Source organism: Catalinimonas alkaloidigena, assembly GCF_900100765.1.
GTDB lineage: Bacteria > Bacteroidota > Bacteroidia > Cytophagales > Flexibacteraceae > Mooreia > Mooreia alkaloidigena.
Genome location: NZ_FNFO01000002.1, coordinates 389,254 through 405,717, shown reverse-complemented (window position 1 = coordinate 405,717; position 16,464 = coordinate 389,254). Strand labels below are relative to the sequence as shown.

The following is a 16,464-nucleotide window of genomic DNA, read 5'->3' as shown; positions in this document are numbered from 1 at the left end:
ATCAACATGAAGTATCTAAATACACTAGCCTGCCTGTTTACGGTGGCGCTATTGACCAGTTGTAACGAAGATTTTCTGGACCGACCGCCGCTGTCGCAGATTGTGGATGCCAACTTCTACCAGAACGCCGATCAGGTGCTGGCCAGCACGGCTCCTCTCTACAACCAGGTGTGGTTCGCGTACAACGACAAAGCCTCGCACGGCCTCGGCGATGCGCGCGGTGGCGTTTTGACCTCGGGTTCTTACCAATTGGAGAACATTCTGTTCAACACCACCCCCACTACTGGCGAAAACGTCAGTGCTTGGCGTTCGTTCTACAACGCCGTGGGGCAGGCCAACACGGTTATCAAAAACGTGAACCTGTACGCCAGTGAGAACGTCCCCGAGGACATCAAGCAGCACGCCATTGCCGAAGCGCGTTTCATGCGCGGTCTGGCGTATTCGTACCTGGTGCAGAACTGGGGAGCGGTGCCAATCATTGTGGACAACACGACCCTGTTGCAGGATACAACCATTACGCGCAACACCGTAGAAAGCGTGTGGGAGTTCGTGATCCGCGACATGCGTTTTGCGACCGAACATCTGCCCGGTGCGCCGGTGCAGCCGGGTCGCCTGGATCGGTGGGCTGCCGAAGGCATGCTGGCGAAAATGTACCTGACCCGTGCGGGCATCAGCGGCACGCGCAACCAGACGGACCTGGACAGCGCCGCTTACTTTGCTAAGCGGGTGATCGACAACAGCGGAGCGTCGCTGTTACCGAACTACGAAGACCTGTTTCTGACCAGGAACAACAACAACGCCGAGAGTCTGTTCGCCCTGCAGTGGACGTACAACGGCGACTGGGGCACCCAGAACAGTGTGCAAGCTTTCTTGGCATACAGCTCCGAAATCACCGGCTTTGCCGACGGTTGGGGTGGCGACATCGGTGCTTCCTACTACATGCTGGAGCAATACGAAGGCCTGATGGAAAACGGCGTGACCAACGACAAGCGCCGCAAGGCTACGTTCATGTTCCCGGGCGATCATTATGCTTACATTCACCAGCGCCTGCCCGGTAGCGATGCCACGCAGGAACTGGAAGTGCCGATCAATACGGCGCAGGTCGAGGGTCAGGATGTGCGGGGTAACACACGCGCCTGGGTGAAGAAGTACGTGGTGGGCCGTCCGGAAGACAACGACGGACGCGTGATGCAACAGCGCACGGAGATCAACACGTACATGCTCCGCCTGGCCGACGTGTACCTGATCTACGCCGAAGCCGTTCTGGATCAGAACCCGGCCGAAGCGCTCAAGTACTACAACGCCGTGCACCAGCGCGCCGGTCTTGAGCCGAAAGAGTCGATTACCTGGGACGACATCTTCAAAGAGCGTTTACTGGAGTTTGCCATGGAAGGACAGCTTTGGTACGATTTCGTGCGGCTGCACTATTACGATCCGGCCAAAGCGTATCAACTTTTGGGCGATCAGGAACGCGGCTTCTTTGTGGTCGAGCCCGATCAGCTGGAAGATCCGACCGCCTGGACCATCACGCTGACCGAGTCGCGGAAGGTGAACGTAACCTCCGGCAATTTCGAGCTGCCCATTCCGGCCATCGAACTTTCCACCGCGCCGAACCTGCGCAAACCTCCTGTTCCTTACGACTTCAATCAATAACATTCAGAAACGCCCTCGCGCGGGTCTTGCTACGGCGAGGGCGTTTCGTTCTACACCGATAAGTTTATGAAACGACATACATTTTCTTTAGTACGGCTCAATGCCCTCCTTTGCCTGCTGTTGACGGGAAGTATGGCGTTACTCTCTTCGTGCGACAACGAAGAAGTAGGCGCGCCCCCGGTCATCGAACGGGTACGGTTTACCGATCCGGCTTCGGCCGACACGTCGCTGACGCAGACGACCCTGGGCAGCGTTCTGGTGATTGTCGGACAGCACCTTTCCAGCACACAGTACGTGCTGATGAACGATTACCGCGTTTCCATCAACTCGGCGTACGCCACCGATCAGCACCTGATTGTCAACGTGCCGGACAGCGTCCCGACCGTAGCACAAAACCCGAATGTACCGAACACCATTACGGTGGTGAATGCCTTCGGACAGGCGTCGTACGATTTCCAGATCCTGCCGCCGGCTCCGATCATTGAGCAGGTCAGCAGCCAGTACGTGAAAGAAGGCCAGACGATTACGATATTCGGTCGGTATTTCTACTTCATTGAGAGCATCATCTTCCCCGGGGGCGTTGAAGCCACGGATTATACGGCCGCTTCGAACGGCGGCACCATCCGGGTTACTGTCCCGGCGGGGGTAGATCCTACCGATGGCGATCTGGTCGTTAACACGCAGAGTGGATCGTCGGCCGCGACGCTGGCCACCCGCCTCTACGATGGGGAAGGCATCGTCAGCAACTTCGACGACAAGGTAAATTTCGGATGGGGCATTGCTCCTACCAACATCACCAACTCGACGCCCAACGGGGTGATTCAACCATTGGACGAAAACTTCGCCATGATCAACACCACGCTTCCCGAAAACTGGGGCTGGTCGAACGACAAAGTAATCAACCTCGTGGATTGGGGCGGCGCACAGATTTACCCGACTGAACCCGCGGAAGAATACAGCCCGGATCTGCCGCTTGCCGACTTCGTCATCAAAATGGAAGTTGCCGTTTCGGCCGACGCGGCCCTGTTCTCCGGCATTCAATTGCAAGTGTGGACGGACAACGCCACCGAAGAAGTTTCGGTTAACATCGAACTCGGCGACTTTATCCGTACGACGGATGGCACATGGTACACGGTGACGATACCGCTGCAAGACCTGCGCGGCAGAACTTCCGGCAACCCGCTGGCCAACTACGGCGCCTTGATCGCGGGTAATGCCGGTGGGCAGCACCAACTCCGCGTCGTTATTGAGAACCCGACTCCTACTCCGGTACCTGTGGTGATGACCATCGACAACATCCGGGTAGAAAACACCAAGATCCGTTAAGATCTGCTCGCGATTTGGTATATGAAAAGCCCCCGTCTCTCAGTAGGCGGGGGCTTTCATTTTTAGAGGCAACAACACAACTCAAAGTAGCTGAAACAGGCGCATCTTTTGATCATTAAAAGTCACAACCAAAATTCGCCTTCCATCCGCAGCATTGATCACTTTTATATCCTTCACATCTCCCTCTAAAATCAGTCCGCTTTGAGCCGGAGCAATCGACTCAAAACCGCCCTTTCCATTCCCTTGCAAAACCACTCCGTACGAGGCATCGTAACGACCCGTCATAATTTCCGTTTGGTACTCGTTCCCCGCTAAAATCAAATCCAGGTTTCCGTCGCCGGTCACATCCTCACAGGCGATCGCATTGACCGGGGCAAATTGCGCTTCGACGGGCAAGTTGTGCTTGACAAATACGCCGTTATCCTGATTCTCGAGCCAGACGCTGTGGGTCTCTTCACACACCAGTTCGAGCATTCCCTGCCGATCGGCTGGACTGAACAACTCCTGCGTCCGCACGTTGGCGTACGCGGCGTGCAGGTTGAACTTTTTGCGAATTCCCGGTACTTGCATGGCAAAGTGGTCGCGCCCCATGGCGGGGTACAGCTGGCGTGCCCCGTTCGGATCGGGCAGGTAGTACGACAGGATGGGATCGAGGGTACCGTTTTGGTCCAGGTCCTTGGCAAACAGCCGAATGGGTGTAGCGAGCGACGCTTTGAATTTGTTGTTCATGCCCAGATTTCCCGCCACCAGATCCTGATCGCCGTCACCGTCCAGATCGGCCGCCGCTAAACTGCGCCACTGCCCGTTCAGTTGGGTCAGCGTGGTTTGTGACGAGATTTCCCGCAGCTGCGGCCCTTCGTTTTTAAAGAAACGGATCGGCATCCACTCCCCGGCAATGATCAGGTCGGGTCGCTGGTCCTGGTCCACATCCAGCCACAGAGCAGAAGTTACCATGCCGGGCCGTTGCAAGGCGGGACACACCGTGGCGGTAATGTCGGTGAAGTGACCGTTGTCGTTTTGCAACAGGTAACTGGCCGGCGCTACCGGAAACTGATTGGGCGAGACGCGTCCACCGATAAACAGGTCCAAATCGCCGTCGCCGTCGTAGTCTGCCCCCGCTACGCACTGCGCGCTGGTGGCAAGGCGGGGCAACGCCGTGCGGTCCAGACTAAAATTTCCTGCTCCGTCGTTGGTATACAGCCGCGGCTGGTAGTAAGGCGAACCCGCATCGTATTCGTATCCGCCGCTGTTGATGAACAAATCCAGATCGCCGTCGCCGTCGGCATCGAACAACAGGCAGCCCAGGTCTTCTTCGTCTTTTTCGCCCCGCCCCAGCGGTTTGGCCACAAACTGTCCGTTCGGCTGTTGCAGAAAAAACTGCCCCCACTGCTGGTACGCACCCCCTGCAAAAAAATCCATCCGCCCGTCGCCGTTGACGTCGCCTTGTGCCAGAAAAGGCCCCAGTTGGGAATACTTCTGCGGCAGCATCCATTGAAAACTGTAATCATCAAAAAACGTTTCCTGATGCTTGAAATCAACCTTGCGCGCTTGCGTAACATCGGCAAAAAGTAGTGTTCCCGAGGAATTGGAGGGCTTTTGCACATGTGTTGTCGCCTCTGCGTGATGCAACATCAAGGTCTGGTTGGCCGCCACCGCCCGCAAAGTCTGCTGCGCACCGTCGGGCCAGGTAATCACCAACGAATCTACCTGAGCCGCCGAACCCAACCCCACGTGCAACCGCGCGTCGACACTGGAAGCGTACCCTCGCACCGGCTGCTGCTCTACCACCTGCTGCGCGCCGCCCGCGTACAGCCGGAGCGAAGTCCCGAATCCTGCCGGATTTTTCGCCGGGCCGTCCAGATGCAGGGTGAGAAAATGGTGAGTTTGTTGCTTGTCTTCCTCCGTCAGGTTATTGCGCAAAACCATCGCCTCCTGGTTGATATTGTTGACCACCAGATCAAGATCCCCGTCGTTGTCCAGGTCAGCGTACGCACAGCCATTCGAGATGGAGGCCCGATCTCCTTCTACCTCCAGGGTATTGAAAGTCAGGTCTTTGTTGTTCAGAAACAGGTAGTTTTTGAGTGCTACGTCTCCGTAGTCGGCAAGCTTTTGCACCACCGCTCGGTTGCGCTCTTCCTGGCTGGCAGACGCCTGGTATTGCCGCGCGATGTTGTCCCGATTCAGGATGTAATCGTTGTTCAGGAAATCCCGCCCCATGCCGTTGGTGATGTACAGGTCTTTCCAACCGTCGTTATCCCAATCGGCCATGAGCACGCTCCAGCTCCAGTCGGTTTCGTGCACGCCGGCCAGTTGCCCTATTTCACTAAAAAACGGTTCAGGAAGGCCCTTCTGCGGGCGTACGCCCCGGTTCAGTTGCAGCATGTTGCGCATAAATGTGGGTTCATAGCCCATCCGCCGTTCCAGTTCGTAGCGATCGTACCGCATGAACGAGTACATCATTTTTTTGCGGGCATTATCAGCCGGCAGCATGTCCAGCGAAGCCAGATCGGGCCATCCGTCGTTGTTGATATCGGCGGCATCCACGCCCATACTCGAATAGCTCTGGTGTTTGAGCGCCGTGGCTGCTTCATTCCGAAACGTGCCGTTCTGCTGGTTGATCCACAACAGGTCGTTGGCGATGTAGTCGTTGGCCACGTAAAGATCGGGCCACGCGTCGCCGTTGAAATCGCTGACCACTACGCCCAAACCGTACCCGTTTTCGCGGAGGCCTGCCGCCTGCGTAACTTCCCTGAAGACCGGGTGCGCTGTCCCGCCCAGGTTCTGGTACAATTTATCGCTTGCCGGACTCGGTTGCGCATCGTTGCGCGGGGCGATGGTATTGGCGTTGAGCGCGTACAGCTGGTGATTGAGTAAGTACAGGTCCAGGTCGCCGTCGCGATCGTAGTCGAAAAAAGTGGCTTGTGTCGAGAAACTCGTATCGGCCAGGCCGTACGCTTCGGCTTGCTCGCTGAACGTCAGATTCTGGTTGTTGATGTAAAGGCGATTTTTGCGCTCCTGTGGGTTGTTTCGTCCTGAGGCACAGACGTAAATGTCGTCGTAACCGTCCTGGTTGATGTCCACCACACTTACGCCCGTCCCCCAAAAATCACTCGTTAGTCCTGCTTGCTCAGTCACGTCCTCAAACCGCAAATCGCCCCGGTTCAGGTAGAGGCGCGCGGAACCCTGGCTGGCACTGAAGTACACATCCGGCAGGCCGTCGCGGTTGAAATCTCCGATGCCCACACCGCCCCCCATGTAGGTATATTCGTTGGCGATCAGGTTTACCGAATCGTTTTCGGTGATTTTATTACTAAAATCGATACCGGTCTGGCTCGATTCGAGTCGTGTAAAGAGGCTAAATTTTTGCGTTTGCGCCGGACGCTCAGTTGTTGTTTCGTCAGCTTTTTCCCGCGTCTTATCGGTATCGCACGCACCGCCTAACCCGAGCACAAAAATCAGCCCCAAGACTCGCCCGAAATTCACTCTAATTTTTCGCTTCTTTTTTCTCATAAAATCCTACTCTTTTCACGCCATAACCTCAACAAATATACAGGCTTTTAAGTAGCTTTATACGCTCCGAGCACCCGCACTTTTTACACCCAAAAATTATGTTTTGTGTAGTGGCCCATGCACTCAACAAAAAACACCTCAACGTTGGACGTTAAAACCTAAAAAAAGGGATTACCGCCCGCCACTTAATCTAGTTACATTCAATCTATTGCAAACAAACTACGCTTTTTCATGACACCTCTGCGGATTCTTTTTCTGCTTTTCGGCTTCTTTACGGTAGCCCTCCCCCTTCAGGCACAAACGTATCGCTGGCGCAACGTCGTCATGGGGGGCGGCGGCTTTGTTCCGGGCATCGTATTCAGCCCCACCGAGCCGGGTTTGGTATATGCCCGCACCGATGTAGGAGGCGCGTACCGTTGGGATGCTGCCGGACGTACCTGGATCTCGATTACCGATCACCTTTCGCGTAACGAATCGAACTACACCGGAGTGCGCAGCCTGGCCCTGGACCCCTCCGACCCGGATCGTGTGTACCTGGCTACGGGATTATACAGTCAATCGTGGGCGGGCACGGGTGCTATCCTGGCGTCTACCGACCGGGGGACTACGTGGTCACATTACCCGCTGTCTATTAAGCTGGGCGGCAACGAAGACGGCCGCTCGACCGGCGAATGTTTGCAGGTGGACCCCAGTTTGAACAGTCGTTTGTTGCTCGGTTCCAGCACCGATGGTCTCTGGAAAAGCGAAGATTATGGTGCTTCTTGGGCACAAGTCACCAGCTTTCCGATCAATAGCACGCCTGCCGGCCGAAACGGGATCTCGTTCGTACTTTTCGATACCACCGGCAGTACCGCGGGTCAAGCAACTCCAACCATTTACGTGGGGGTGCTCCGCACGGGCGCATCCAACCTGTACCAAAGCCTGGACGGCGGCGTGACGTGGAGCGCCGTACCCGGGCAGACAACTACGCTGATGCCTCACCAGGCCGTCGTGGATGACCAGGGAAATATATACATCACCTATAGCAACGGCCCCGGCCCTAACAACATAACGTCGGGCGACGTACGGCGCTACCAGGCTGCTACGAATCAGTGGACCAGCATCCGCCCCGACCAGGGACAGCAAGGTGGTTTTGCGGGCATCAGCCGCCACCCCAACGGCACGTTGCTGGTCAGCACAATCGACCGCTGGTGGCCCGGTGATGAAGTATTTCGCAGCACCGATAACGGAGCGACCTGGCAACCCCTGGTGCGCAATGCCACCTGGGATTACGCCGGATTTGCACACGCCGCCGAATCGACACCTCACTGGCTGGGCGATGTCGACATCAATCCGTTCGATGCAGACCAGGCGTGGTTCGTGACGGGTTACGGCGTGTTTCACGCAACGAATCTAACAACCACCTCCGGGGCTGTTACATGGTCGTTTGACAACGCCGGGCTGGAAGAGACAGTACCGCTGGGCCTGATCAGTCCACCTAGTGGGCCGCATCTGGTCGTAGCGTTGGGAGACATCGACGGATTCCGGTACGAAACCCAGCTGGAAACCTCCCCCGCTGAGGGGCGCTTATCCCCTCAGTATGGCACCAACACCAGCATCGCCTTCGCAGAACAGCAACCCGCTGTCATGGCACGCACGCACTACAATGCCAATGCGCATTACGGCAGTTACTCGACCGACGGCGGCGCCTCCTGGCAGGCCTTTGCCTCCGCGCCGTTGGGCACAAGCGGCGGTGGCACCATTGCCCTGTCGGCAGACGGCAACACGTTGGTGTGGAGTCCGGCTGGGGCGGGGTTTCATTATTCGACCAATCGAGGCAGCACCTGGCTTCCGGCAAGCGGGGCCGCCAGCGGCATGAAGCCCGTCGCCGATCGGGTCAACGGACAGAAGTTCTACGTCTACCACGCGTTACAAGGGCAAGTCTGGCGCAGTACGGACGGAGGCAAAACGTTTACACAGGGCGCTACCGGACTGCCTTCGCTGTACGACTGGCAACTGAACGATGGGGCGCTCCAGGCGGTATTCGGGCAGGAAGACCATTTGTGGTTAAACCACCCGAGCGGCCTGTATCGCTCTACCGATGGGGGCCAGACTTTTTCGCCCGTTACTGGCGTAGCATCCGCCTATGCCCTAGGGTTTGGCAAAGCCGCGCCTGGCAGTGACTACCCGGCCATTTTCATGGCGGGCGTTGTTGCTGGCGTCTATGGCTTTTATCGTTCGGACGATCAGGGAACCCAATGGACGCGCATTAACGACGATGCGCACCAGTTTGGTTGGGTAGGGCTGCTGGCTGGTGACCCACGGGTGTACGGACGCGTCTACCTGGGAACAGGCGGCCGGGGTGTCGTATACGGTGAACCGGCTGAGGCCACGACCTCTTCGGAAAGGATGCGATCGCATCCGGTGCACCTGTATCCCAACCCCTCGGCCGACGGCAGTTTCTCACTTCGAACCGACGCACGTTCTCCGATTCAGCGGGTGCAGGTGCTGGACCTGCAGGGACGTCTGTTGTGGGAACACATGTTGCCTGCTCTAACGTCAGAAGCCATGATCCGGACCACACTTTGGTCGGGTTTCTACTTGGTCAGGTGCTTCTCAAGCCAGGGCGTTTCGACACAGAAGCTTATCGTTCGTTAATTTCTATGATGTCTCCGACACAGTTCTTTCGCTTTCTTTTCCGCTTTGGCACCGCGCATATTTGGCTCTGCTTTGCCGCGTTTTTCATAGGTCTGAACACCGTAGGCTATGCCCAGGACACCACACGGACGAACGATCTGATGATGTGGTTCACCCATCCGGCGCGCCACTGGAACGAAGCTCTTCCCGTGGGTAACGGCCGTTTAGGTGCCATGGTCTTTGGCGGCCTCCCGACCGAACGTCTGCAACTGAACGAAGAGTCGGTTTGGGTGGGAAAACCCGCTGACTTTGTGAACCCGGCGGCCAGGGCGGCGTTGCCCCAGGTGCGGCAATTGTTGTTTGCAGGCAAGTATGCCGAAGCCCAAGCCCTGGCGCAGGAAAAGATGATGGGAGACAAGCAGGTGTGGAGCACCTACCAAACGCTGGGTGACCTGACGTTGATGTTCGATAGCCTTCACCAACAGGCAACCGATTATCAGCGGGAAATCGACCTAGAAACGGCTACGGCACGTGTCCGGTATCGTGTCGGGCGCGTGCGCTATACACGCGAAATCTTTGCCAGTGCTCCCGATCAGGCCCTTGTGGTGCGCCTGACGGCCGACCAGCCGGGTGCGCTGACGGTGGGGGTAACCCTTAGCCGACCGGGCAACCAAGCGACCTGCCGCGTCGAAAATCAAACCCTTACACTCCGAGAACACATTGGGGGAGGAACGGGCGTTCACCTGGTAACACGGGCTCAGTTGCTGCCGGAAGGAGGAACCATACGAACGCAGGGGCAACAGGTGCAGGTGGACAGCGCCAACGCCATTACCCTTATTCTGACCGCGGCCACCGACTATTGGGGCAATGACCCGGAAGTCACAACAGACCGTCAGCTCGTTGCGGCTGCCCAGAAGACGTTCACGACTTTGCAGGAAGCCCACATTACCGACTACCAGCATTATTTCAAACGCGTAGCACTAGACCTGGGCACCAGCGAAGCTACCTACTTCCCTACGGACGCACGCCTTTTGGCGCTACAGCGTGGCAATGCCGATCCCGCGCTGCTGGCGCTTTATTACCAATTCGGGCGTTACCTGCTGATCAGTAGTTCGCGGCCCGGACCGGATGGTGGCGCTGCTCTACCCGCCAACCTGCAGGGGATCTGGGCCGACGGTCTGACGCCTCCCTGGAGTGCCGACTACCACATCAACATTAACATCCAGATGAATTACTGGCCCGCCGAGGTCACCAACCTGCCGGAACTGCACGCGCCTTTCCTGGATTTTCTGGATCGACTTCGCCCCGACGCCCGCAAAACGGCGCGTGATATGTACGGCATTGCAGGAACCGTAGCGCACTTTACCACCGATCCCTGGTTGTTTACCGAACCCTACGGCCAAACACAGTGGGCCATGTGGCCGATGGGCATGGCCTGGTGTGCCCAGCATCCGTGGGAACATTATCTGTTTACGGAAGATCAGGCGTTTCTGCGCGAGAAGGGCTACCCCGTGATGAAAGAAGCCGCCGAGTTCTGCCTCAACTGGCTGGTGGAACACCCCACGACGCATCAACTGGTTTCGGGACCGTCCATTTCGCCCGAAAATACCTTTCGGACCCAGGACGGCGCAATCGCCACGATGGTGATGGGCCCCACGATGGACCACATGATCATCCGCGACCTGCTGGAAAATACACGGCAGGCAGCGCAGATCCTAAAAACCGACCGGGCGTTGCAACGGCGCATTGAGAAAACACTGGCCCGCCTGGCCCCTACACAGATCGGCAGCGACGGACGCATCATGGAGTGGACCGAAGAGTTTGACGAGCCGGAGCCGGGCCACCGCCACATCTCACAGTTGTTCGGGCTTCATCCTGGCCACCAGATTACCCGCCAGACGCCGGAACTCTTCGCGGCTGCCCGCAAAACCATTGATTACCGCCTCTCGCACGGCGGTGGGCATACGGGCTGGAGTCGAGCCTGGATCATTAATTTCTTTGCACGGCTGCACGACGGCGAAGCGGCCTACGAAAACTTGATAGCGCTGCTGCGCAAATCGACGCTACCTAATCTGTTCGACACGCATCCTCCCTTCCAGATCGACGGCAATTTCGGGGCGACTGCAGGCATCACCGAGATGCTGTTACAAAGCCACGCCGGCGAGCTGCACCTGTTACCTGCCCTGCCGCAGGCCTGGCCACAAGGCCACATCCGCGGCATTTGTGCACGGGGTGGCTTCGAGATCGAACTGGAATGGGAGGATGGTCAGCTTCGGCAAGCCACCGTTCTTTCCAAATTAGGCCACGCCTGCCAACTGCGTTACGGCGACCGGGTCGTAACCCTAGCGACGCAGCCCAACCAGCGCTACGTACTGGACGGCGCCTTACGCCTTGTGCCTTAACCTCAGTTACAAACCTCTATACATGAGATCGTTTACTCGCTTTTTTGCGCTGTGCCTTTGCGGGGCCTGCGCCCAGGCACCCTCCACAACGCCGCCTTCGGATGCCATCCGCCTGAACCAACTCGGATTTTACCCGGATGGCCCCAAAACGGCCGCACTGGTCGATGCCGAGGCCACACGTTTTTACATCACAACCCCTGACCAACAAGACACCGTCTTCGACGGCGATTTGTCCGCGGCACGTCAGGCGTCGTACTCGCCACGCCGGGTGCGTCTTGCCGATTTCTCGGCCCTGCGCGACACTGGTACGTTCGTACTGGTGATTCCGGAAGTGGGCGCGTCCACTCCTTTTCGGATCGGGGAAGCGGTGTATCGGGAGGTGACCCGCGCTTCGATCAAAGCGTTCTATTTCCAACGGGCCTCGACCGACCTACCCGAACGCTATGCGGGTTCCTGGCAACGGCCGGGCGGCCATCCCGATACCCAGGTAAAAGTCCATGCGTCGGCTGCCTCGCCCGAACGCCCCGAAGGCACGGTCCTGTCCAGCCCCCGGGGGTGGTACGATGCCGGTGACTACAACAAATACGTGGTCAACTCCGGCATCACGATGGGCACGTTGCTTTCGCTCTACGAGGATTTCCCCGACCATTTTGCCCACGTTTCGCTCAATCTGCCGGAAAGCGGCAATCCCCTGCCGGACCTGCTCGACGAAGTGCTCTGGAACCTGCGGTGGATGCTGACGATGCAAGATCCGCACGACGGCGGCGTATACCACAAACTCACTACGGCTTCGTTCGAAGGCATGGTGACTCCGCAACAGGCAACGCATCAACGCTACGTGGTACAAAAAGGAACGGCCGCCACCCTCGACTTTGCGGCCGTTATGGCCCAGGCAGCGCGCGTTCTGCGTCCGTTCGAGCAAACCCTGCCGGGATTGGCCGATTCGTGTCTGACCGCAGCGGTTGCCGCCTGGCAGTGGGCAGAGCAGCATCCGGCGGTGGTGTACGATCAGGAAGCGCTCAACCAGCAGTTCGATCCGGACATCACGACGGGTGCCTACGGCGACAAGAACTTTGAAGACGAGCGCCTCTGGGCCGCGGCCGAGCTGTTGGTCACCACCGGGCAGGAGCAATACTTCCGGGCCGTAGAATGGTTTCCCGAAGACCACATCCCTTTGCCTTCGTGGGCACAGGTCCGAGCGCTGGGCTATTATACCCTGATTCGTCAGGACACACTGCCGCCGGTCGCACAGGAGGTACTGCCCCGCCTTCGCCAGATGGTGCAGGCCATGGCCGACACGCTACTCGCCGATGTAGACGCTCAGCCCTACGGCACGGTGATGGGGCAGAGTCCCCGCGACTACATTTGGGGCAGCAGTGCCGTAGCCGCCAACCAGGGAGTGGCGCTACTCCAGGCCTACCGTCTGACCCACGACGATGCCTACTGGAAAGGGGCGGTCAGCAACCTCGATTACCTGCTGGGCCGCAACGCCACCGGGTACTCGTTCGTGACGGGCCACGGGACCAAGACGCCTCAGCATCCGCACCACCGTCTTTCGGTCAGCGATGGCGTAGAAGCACCGGTACCCGGACTTCTGTCGGGCGGTCCCAACGCACGAGCGCCGCAACAGGATCACTGCACAAGTTATACCTCAGACGTACCTGACGAAACGTTTTCTGACGACGACTGCTCGTATGCCTCCAACGAAATCGCGATCAACTGGAACGCACCGCTGGCTTATCTGACCGGGGCGCTGGAAGCCTTGCATACCCCCATCAGCACTCAGCCACGGTAGAGATGCGGCGCGCCGTCCGCACGTTTTCAACCCCTAACGACCGCCCGAAACTAACTTTTCGGCGGGTTGGTGGTTATGGAGGGTAAGCGATGTCCCGTAAATTTTGGTTACTTTTCGTCCGTGAATCGCATGTTTCACAACCCTCACTCCTGATCCTATTATGAAGAAGATTACTTTACCTGGCTCTGTGCGCCATGCCTCCTGGCTCGTTGCGCTGGGCTTATGCATTGGCACAGGATGCCAGTCTGAGCACAGCCAGGAAAACGACACCCAAAACACCGAAACGGTGCGGCTGAAGCCCGACCCGGACAACGGGAGTATTGAACTGCCCGACGGATTCGAAGCCCTGGTGGTAGCCGACACGCTCGGCAGCGCGCGGCACATGGTCGTGCGCGACAACGGGGACATTTACGTGGCGCTGCGTAAGTCTGCCGACGGCAAAGGCATTGTGGCGCTGCGCGATACGACGCAGGATGGCCGTGCAGATATCATTCAGAAATTCGGAGACTATACCGGTACCGGCATCGACATCCACAAAGGCTATCTTTATTTCGCGCCCGACACGCTGGTGGTCCGCTACAAAATGAACGAGGGCGACCTCTTGCCCCAGCCTTCGGCAGAAATCATCGCTCAGGGTTTCGACAACCAGCACCAACACGAAGCCAAGCCGTTTACCTTCGACGAGGCTGGTAATCTGTACGTGACGGTAGGGGCACCTTCCAACGCCTGCCAGGATCCGGACCGCACGCCCGGTACGCCCGGACAAGACCCCTGCCCCATTCTGGAAAAACACGGGGGCATCTGGCAGTTTAAAGACGACCAACCCCATCAGGACCAGATGGCCGACGGCCACCGCTACGCAACCGGCATTCGCAATGCCGTGGCGCTGGACTGGAACAAGGATGCCAACAGCTTATACGCCCTGCAACACGGACGCGACCAACTCAACTCGTTCTGGCCGAAGCTGTATACCGACGCGCAAAACGCCGAACTTCCGGCCGAAGAGTTTTTCAAGATCGAAGACGGATCGAATTTCGGCTGGCCCTACTGCTACTACGACTGGCAGCAGGATCAGAAACTGCTGAACCCGGAATACGGCGGTGACGGCAAAGCCATCGGGCGTTGCGATACGATGGACCAACCCATCATGGCCTTCCCCGGTCACTGGGCGCCGAATGATCTTCTGTTCTACACCGGCGACATGTTCCCGGAACGTTACAAAAAAGGGGCGTTCATCGCGTTTCACGGTTCCTGGAACCGCGCACCGAAGCCGCAGGCTGGGTTCTTCGTGGCGTTTGTGCCGTTCGAAGGCGACAAGCCTTCCGGAGATTGGGAACGATTCGCCGACGGCTTTCCGGGTGCCGACAGCCTTGCCTCTCCTGGTGATGCCGAGTACCGTCCGATGGGACTGGCACAAGGCCCGGACGGGTCGCTTTACATTGCCGACTCGCAAAAAGGCCGCATCTGGCGTGTGGTCTACCAGCCGCAAACCGCGGCCACTCCCTCGGAATCTACCCCAAGTTTAGCTACAGTAAATCCTTAGTCTTGTGAAGAAATCCTTCTTTTTTGCAATTGCGTTGGGCCTGCTAACGGCCTGCGGTGGCAACACCGAAAACACCGGCACGGCCGATTCTACTCTGGCGGAAGATATGCCCGCTACCTCTGAGCCGGTTCCGGAAGATCAGACCCCTGCCAATGGGGCCGATGCTCAACTGCTGGCCGCCGGCGAAGAAGCGTATAAACAGTACTGCATCGCCTGTCACCAGGCCGATGGCAAAGGCGTGCCTCCGGCGTTCCCTCCGCTGGCGGAGTCAGACTGGGTTGCGGGTGATACCGACCGTCTGATCAATGTTCTGTTAAACGGCCTGGACGGCGAAATCGTCGTGAACGGGGAAACCTATAGTGCGATGATGCCGACCCACAATTTCCTTTCTGACGAACAGATTGCGGGCGTCCTCACGTATGTACGCACCAATTTTGGTAACGACGCTTCGCCCGTCGCGGTTGAAGACGTTACGGCGTTGCGCAATAAAAACTAAGTTTAGGGAAGCGCCTGGTTATCAGACTGGGCGCTTTCTTTACAATCAAAACTTTCAATATTTTTTGAAAATACAAAACAAACAACTTACCTTTAGGTGACAGCAAACCACTGCAGTTACCATGAATACACACCCCACCCTCGTATTGGCCGGCGGTTCCGGATTTCTCGGCCAGCTCCTTACCCGGCACTTTGCCGCACAGGGCTATCGCATCGTCATCTTATCGCGCCACGCCGCCCAGCCGTCTTCCTCTCAAGTGCATTACTACGCTTGGGACGGTCACACGCCCGGCCCCTGGCAGCAGGCCCTAGAAGGCGCTGCGGCCCTGATCAACCTGACGGGCAAATCTGTCAACTGCCGCTATACACCCGCCAACCGCCAGGAGATTGTTCGTTCGCGTGTGGCGTCGACGCAGGTGCTGGGCGAAGCAATCCGTGCTTGTCAGCATCCGCCGAAAGTGTGGATCAATGCCGGTTCCGCGGCGATTTATGGCAACGCCGGGGTGCAGTTGATGGACGAATTTTCGGCTACGGGCGAGGGATTTTCGGCGGACGTGTGTCGGGCTTGGGAAGAAGCATTCGAACAGCAGACTACACCTCACACCCGTAAAGTGATGCTCCGCCTGGGACTGGTGCTCAGCCCGGAAGGCGGCGTTCTCCCCCCTTTTTTAAAACTGGTACAAGCCCGGCTCGGCGGCCGTATAGGTCACGGGGATCAGTACCTGAGCTGGCTGCACGCCGACGATTTTGTGCGGATGGTGCAGTATGTAATGCAGCACGAGGAACTCACCGGCATTTTCAACGCGACCGGTCCTGAACCCGTTCGAAATCACCAGTGGATGCGCACCCTGCGCCAGGTAACCCGGCATCGGTTCGGCTTGCCCACCCCGGCGTGGCTGGCGCGTCTGGGCACTACCCTGGCCGGTACTGAAGCCGAACTCCTGTTGCAGGGACGGCGCGCCATTCCGGCCCGTCTGCTCCGCAGTGGCTTTCAGTTCCGGCATCCGTATCTGGAAGAAGCGCTTTGCCACCTGCTGCGCGTTTCTCCGCCGGAGCCGGTTTCTTTCTTTGCACCGGTATTGCCTAGCCGAACGGCTTCGTCTTGAAGAAGGACTTAACCCCGC

9 protein-coding genes are annotated in these 16,464 nt (G+C 57.9%); 8 read left to right on the top strand and 1 reads right to left on the bottom strand.

The annotated features are described in order from the left end of the window. Positions 1–6: 6 nt before the first annotated feature. A complete protein-coding gene (locus BLR44_RS05110) occupies positions 7–1,653 on the top strand; it encodes a RagB/SusD family nutrient uptake outer membrane protein (protein WP_089679927.1) in 1,647 nt (548 codons plus the stop codon). 66 nt (positions 1,654–1,719) lie between these two features. After that, a complete protein-coding gene (locus BLR44_RS05105) occupies positions 1,720–2,979 on the top strand; it encodes a glycan-binding surface protein (protein WP_143017128.1) in 1,260 nt (419 codons plus the stop codon). Between the two features lie 81 nt (positions 2,980–3,060). On the opposite strand, the gene BLR44_RS05100 is transcribed toward BLR44_RS05105, so the two are convergent. After that, on the bottom strand, positions 3,061–6,462 hold the full coding sequence (locus BLR44_RS05100) for a CRTAC1 family protein (RefSeq protein WP_176955901.1): 3,402 nt from the start codon (positions 6,460–6,462) through the stop codon (positions 3,061–3,063). A gap of 258 nt (positions 6,463–6,720) precedes the next feature. Between BLR44_RS05100 and BLR44_RS05095 the strand changes: the two genes are divergently transcribed. The 6 genes from BLR44_RS05095 to BLR44_RS05070 all read left to right on the top strand — a co-directional run bounded on the left by BLR44_RS05095 (position 6,721) and on the right by BLR44_RS05070 (position 16,446). Further along, positions 6,721–9,126 carry a T9SS type A sorting domain-containing protein gene (locus tag BLR44_RS05095; RefSeq protein WP_089679921.1) on the top strand — a complete coding sequence of 802 codons (2,406 nt, stop codon included), beginning with the start codon at positions 6,721–6,723 and terminating at the stop codon, positions 9,124–9,126. A gap of 5 nt (positions 9,127–9,131) precedes the next feature. Then, complete coding sequence (locus tag BLR44_RS05090) at positions 9,132–11,507, top strand: glycoside hydrolase family 95 protein (RefSeq protein ID WP_089679919.1); 2,376 nt, start codon at positions 9,132–9,134, stop codon at positions 11,505–11,507. A gap of 22 nt (positions 11,508–11,529) precedes the next feature. Beyond that, the gene (locus BLR44_RS05085; protein WP_089679916.1) at positions 11,530–13,302 is read left to right on the top strand and encodes a glycoside hydrolase family 9 protein; all 1,773 of its coding nucleotides are present in this window, start codon (positions 11,530–11,532) and stop codon (positions 13,300–13,302) included. A gap of 160 nt (positions 13,303–13,462) precedes the next feature. Further along, a complete protein-coding gene (locus BLR44_RS05080) occupies positions 13,463–14,845 on the top strand; it encodes a PQQ-dependent sugar dehydrogenase (protein ID WP_089679915.1) in 1,383 nt (460 codons plus the stop codon). Between the two features lie 4 nt (positions 14,846–14,849). Then, positions 14,850–15,341, top strand: coding sequence for a c-type cytochrome (locus BLR44_RS05075; protein WP_089679913.1), 492 nt, complete (start codon positions 14,850–14,852; stop codon positions 15,339–15,341). A 121-nt stretch (positions 15,342–15,462) separates the two neighbouring features. Further along, positions 15,463–16,446 (top strand): TIGR01777 family oxidoreductase, encoded by a 984-nt coding sequence (locus tag BLR44_RS05070; RefSeq protein WP_089679911.1) that lies wholly within the window; start codon positions 15,463–15,465, stop codon positions 16,444–16,446. The last annotated feature ends 18 nt before the right edge of the window (positions 16,447–16,464 follow it).

Excerpts from the sequence above, each read along its gene's own strand:
- BLR44_RS05110 (WP_089679927.1), top strand. The coding sequence starts at position 7 with ATGAAGTATCTAAATACACTAGCCTGCCTGTTTACGGTGGCGCTATTG.
- BLR44_RS05105 (WP_143017128.1), top strand. The coding sequence starts at position 1,720 with ATGAAACGACATACATTTTCTTTAGTACGGCTCAATGCCCTCCTTTGC.
- BLR44_RS05095 (WP_089679921.1), top strand. The coding sequence starts at position 6,721 with ATGACACCTCTGCGGATTCTTTTTCTGCTTTTCGGCTTCTTTACGGTA.
- BLR44_RS05090 (WP_089679919.1), top strand. The coding sequence starts at position 9,132 with ATGATGTCTCCGACACAGTTCTTTCGCTTTCTTTTCCGCTTTGGCACC.
- BLR44_RS05085 (WP_089679916.1), top strand. The coding sequence starts at position 11,530 with ATGAGATCGTTTACTCGCTTTTTTGCGCTGTGCCTTTGCGGGGCCTGC.
- BLR44_RS05080 (WP_089679915.1), top strand. The coding sequence starts at position 13,463 with ATGAAGAAGATTACTTTACCTGGCTCTGTGCGCCATGCCTCCTGGCTC.
- BLR44_RS05070 (WP_089679911.1), top strand. The coding sequence starts at position 15,463 with ATGAATACACACCCCACCCTCGTATTGGCCGGCGGTTCCGGATTTCTC.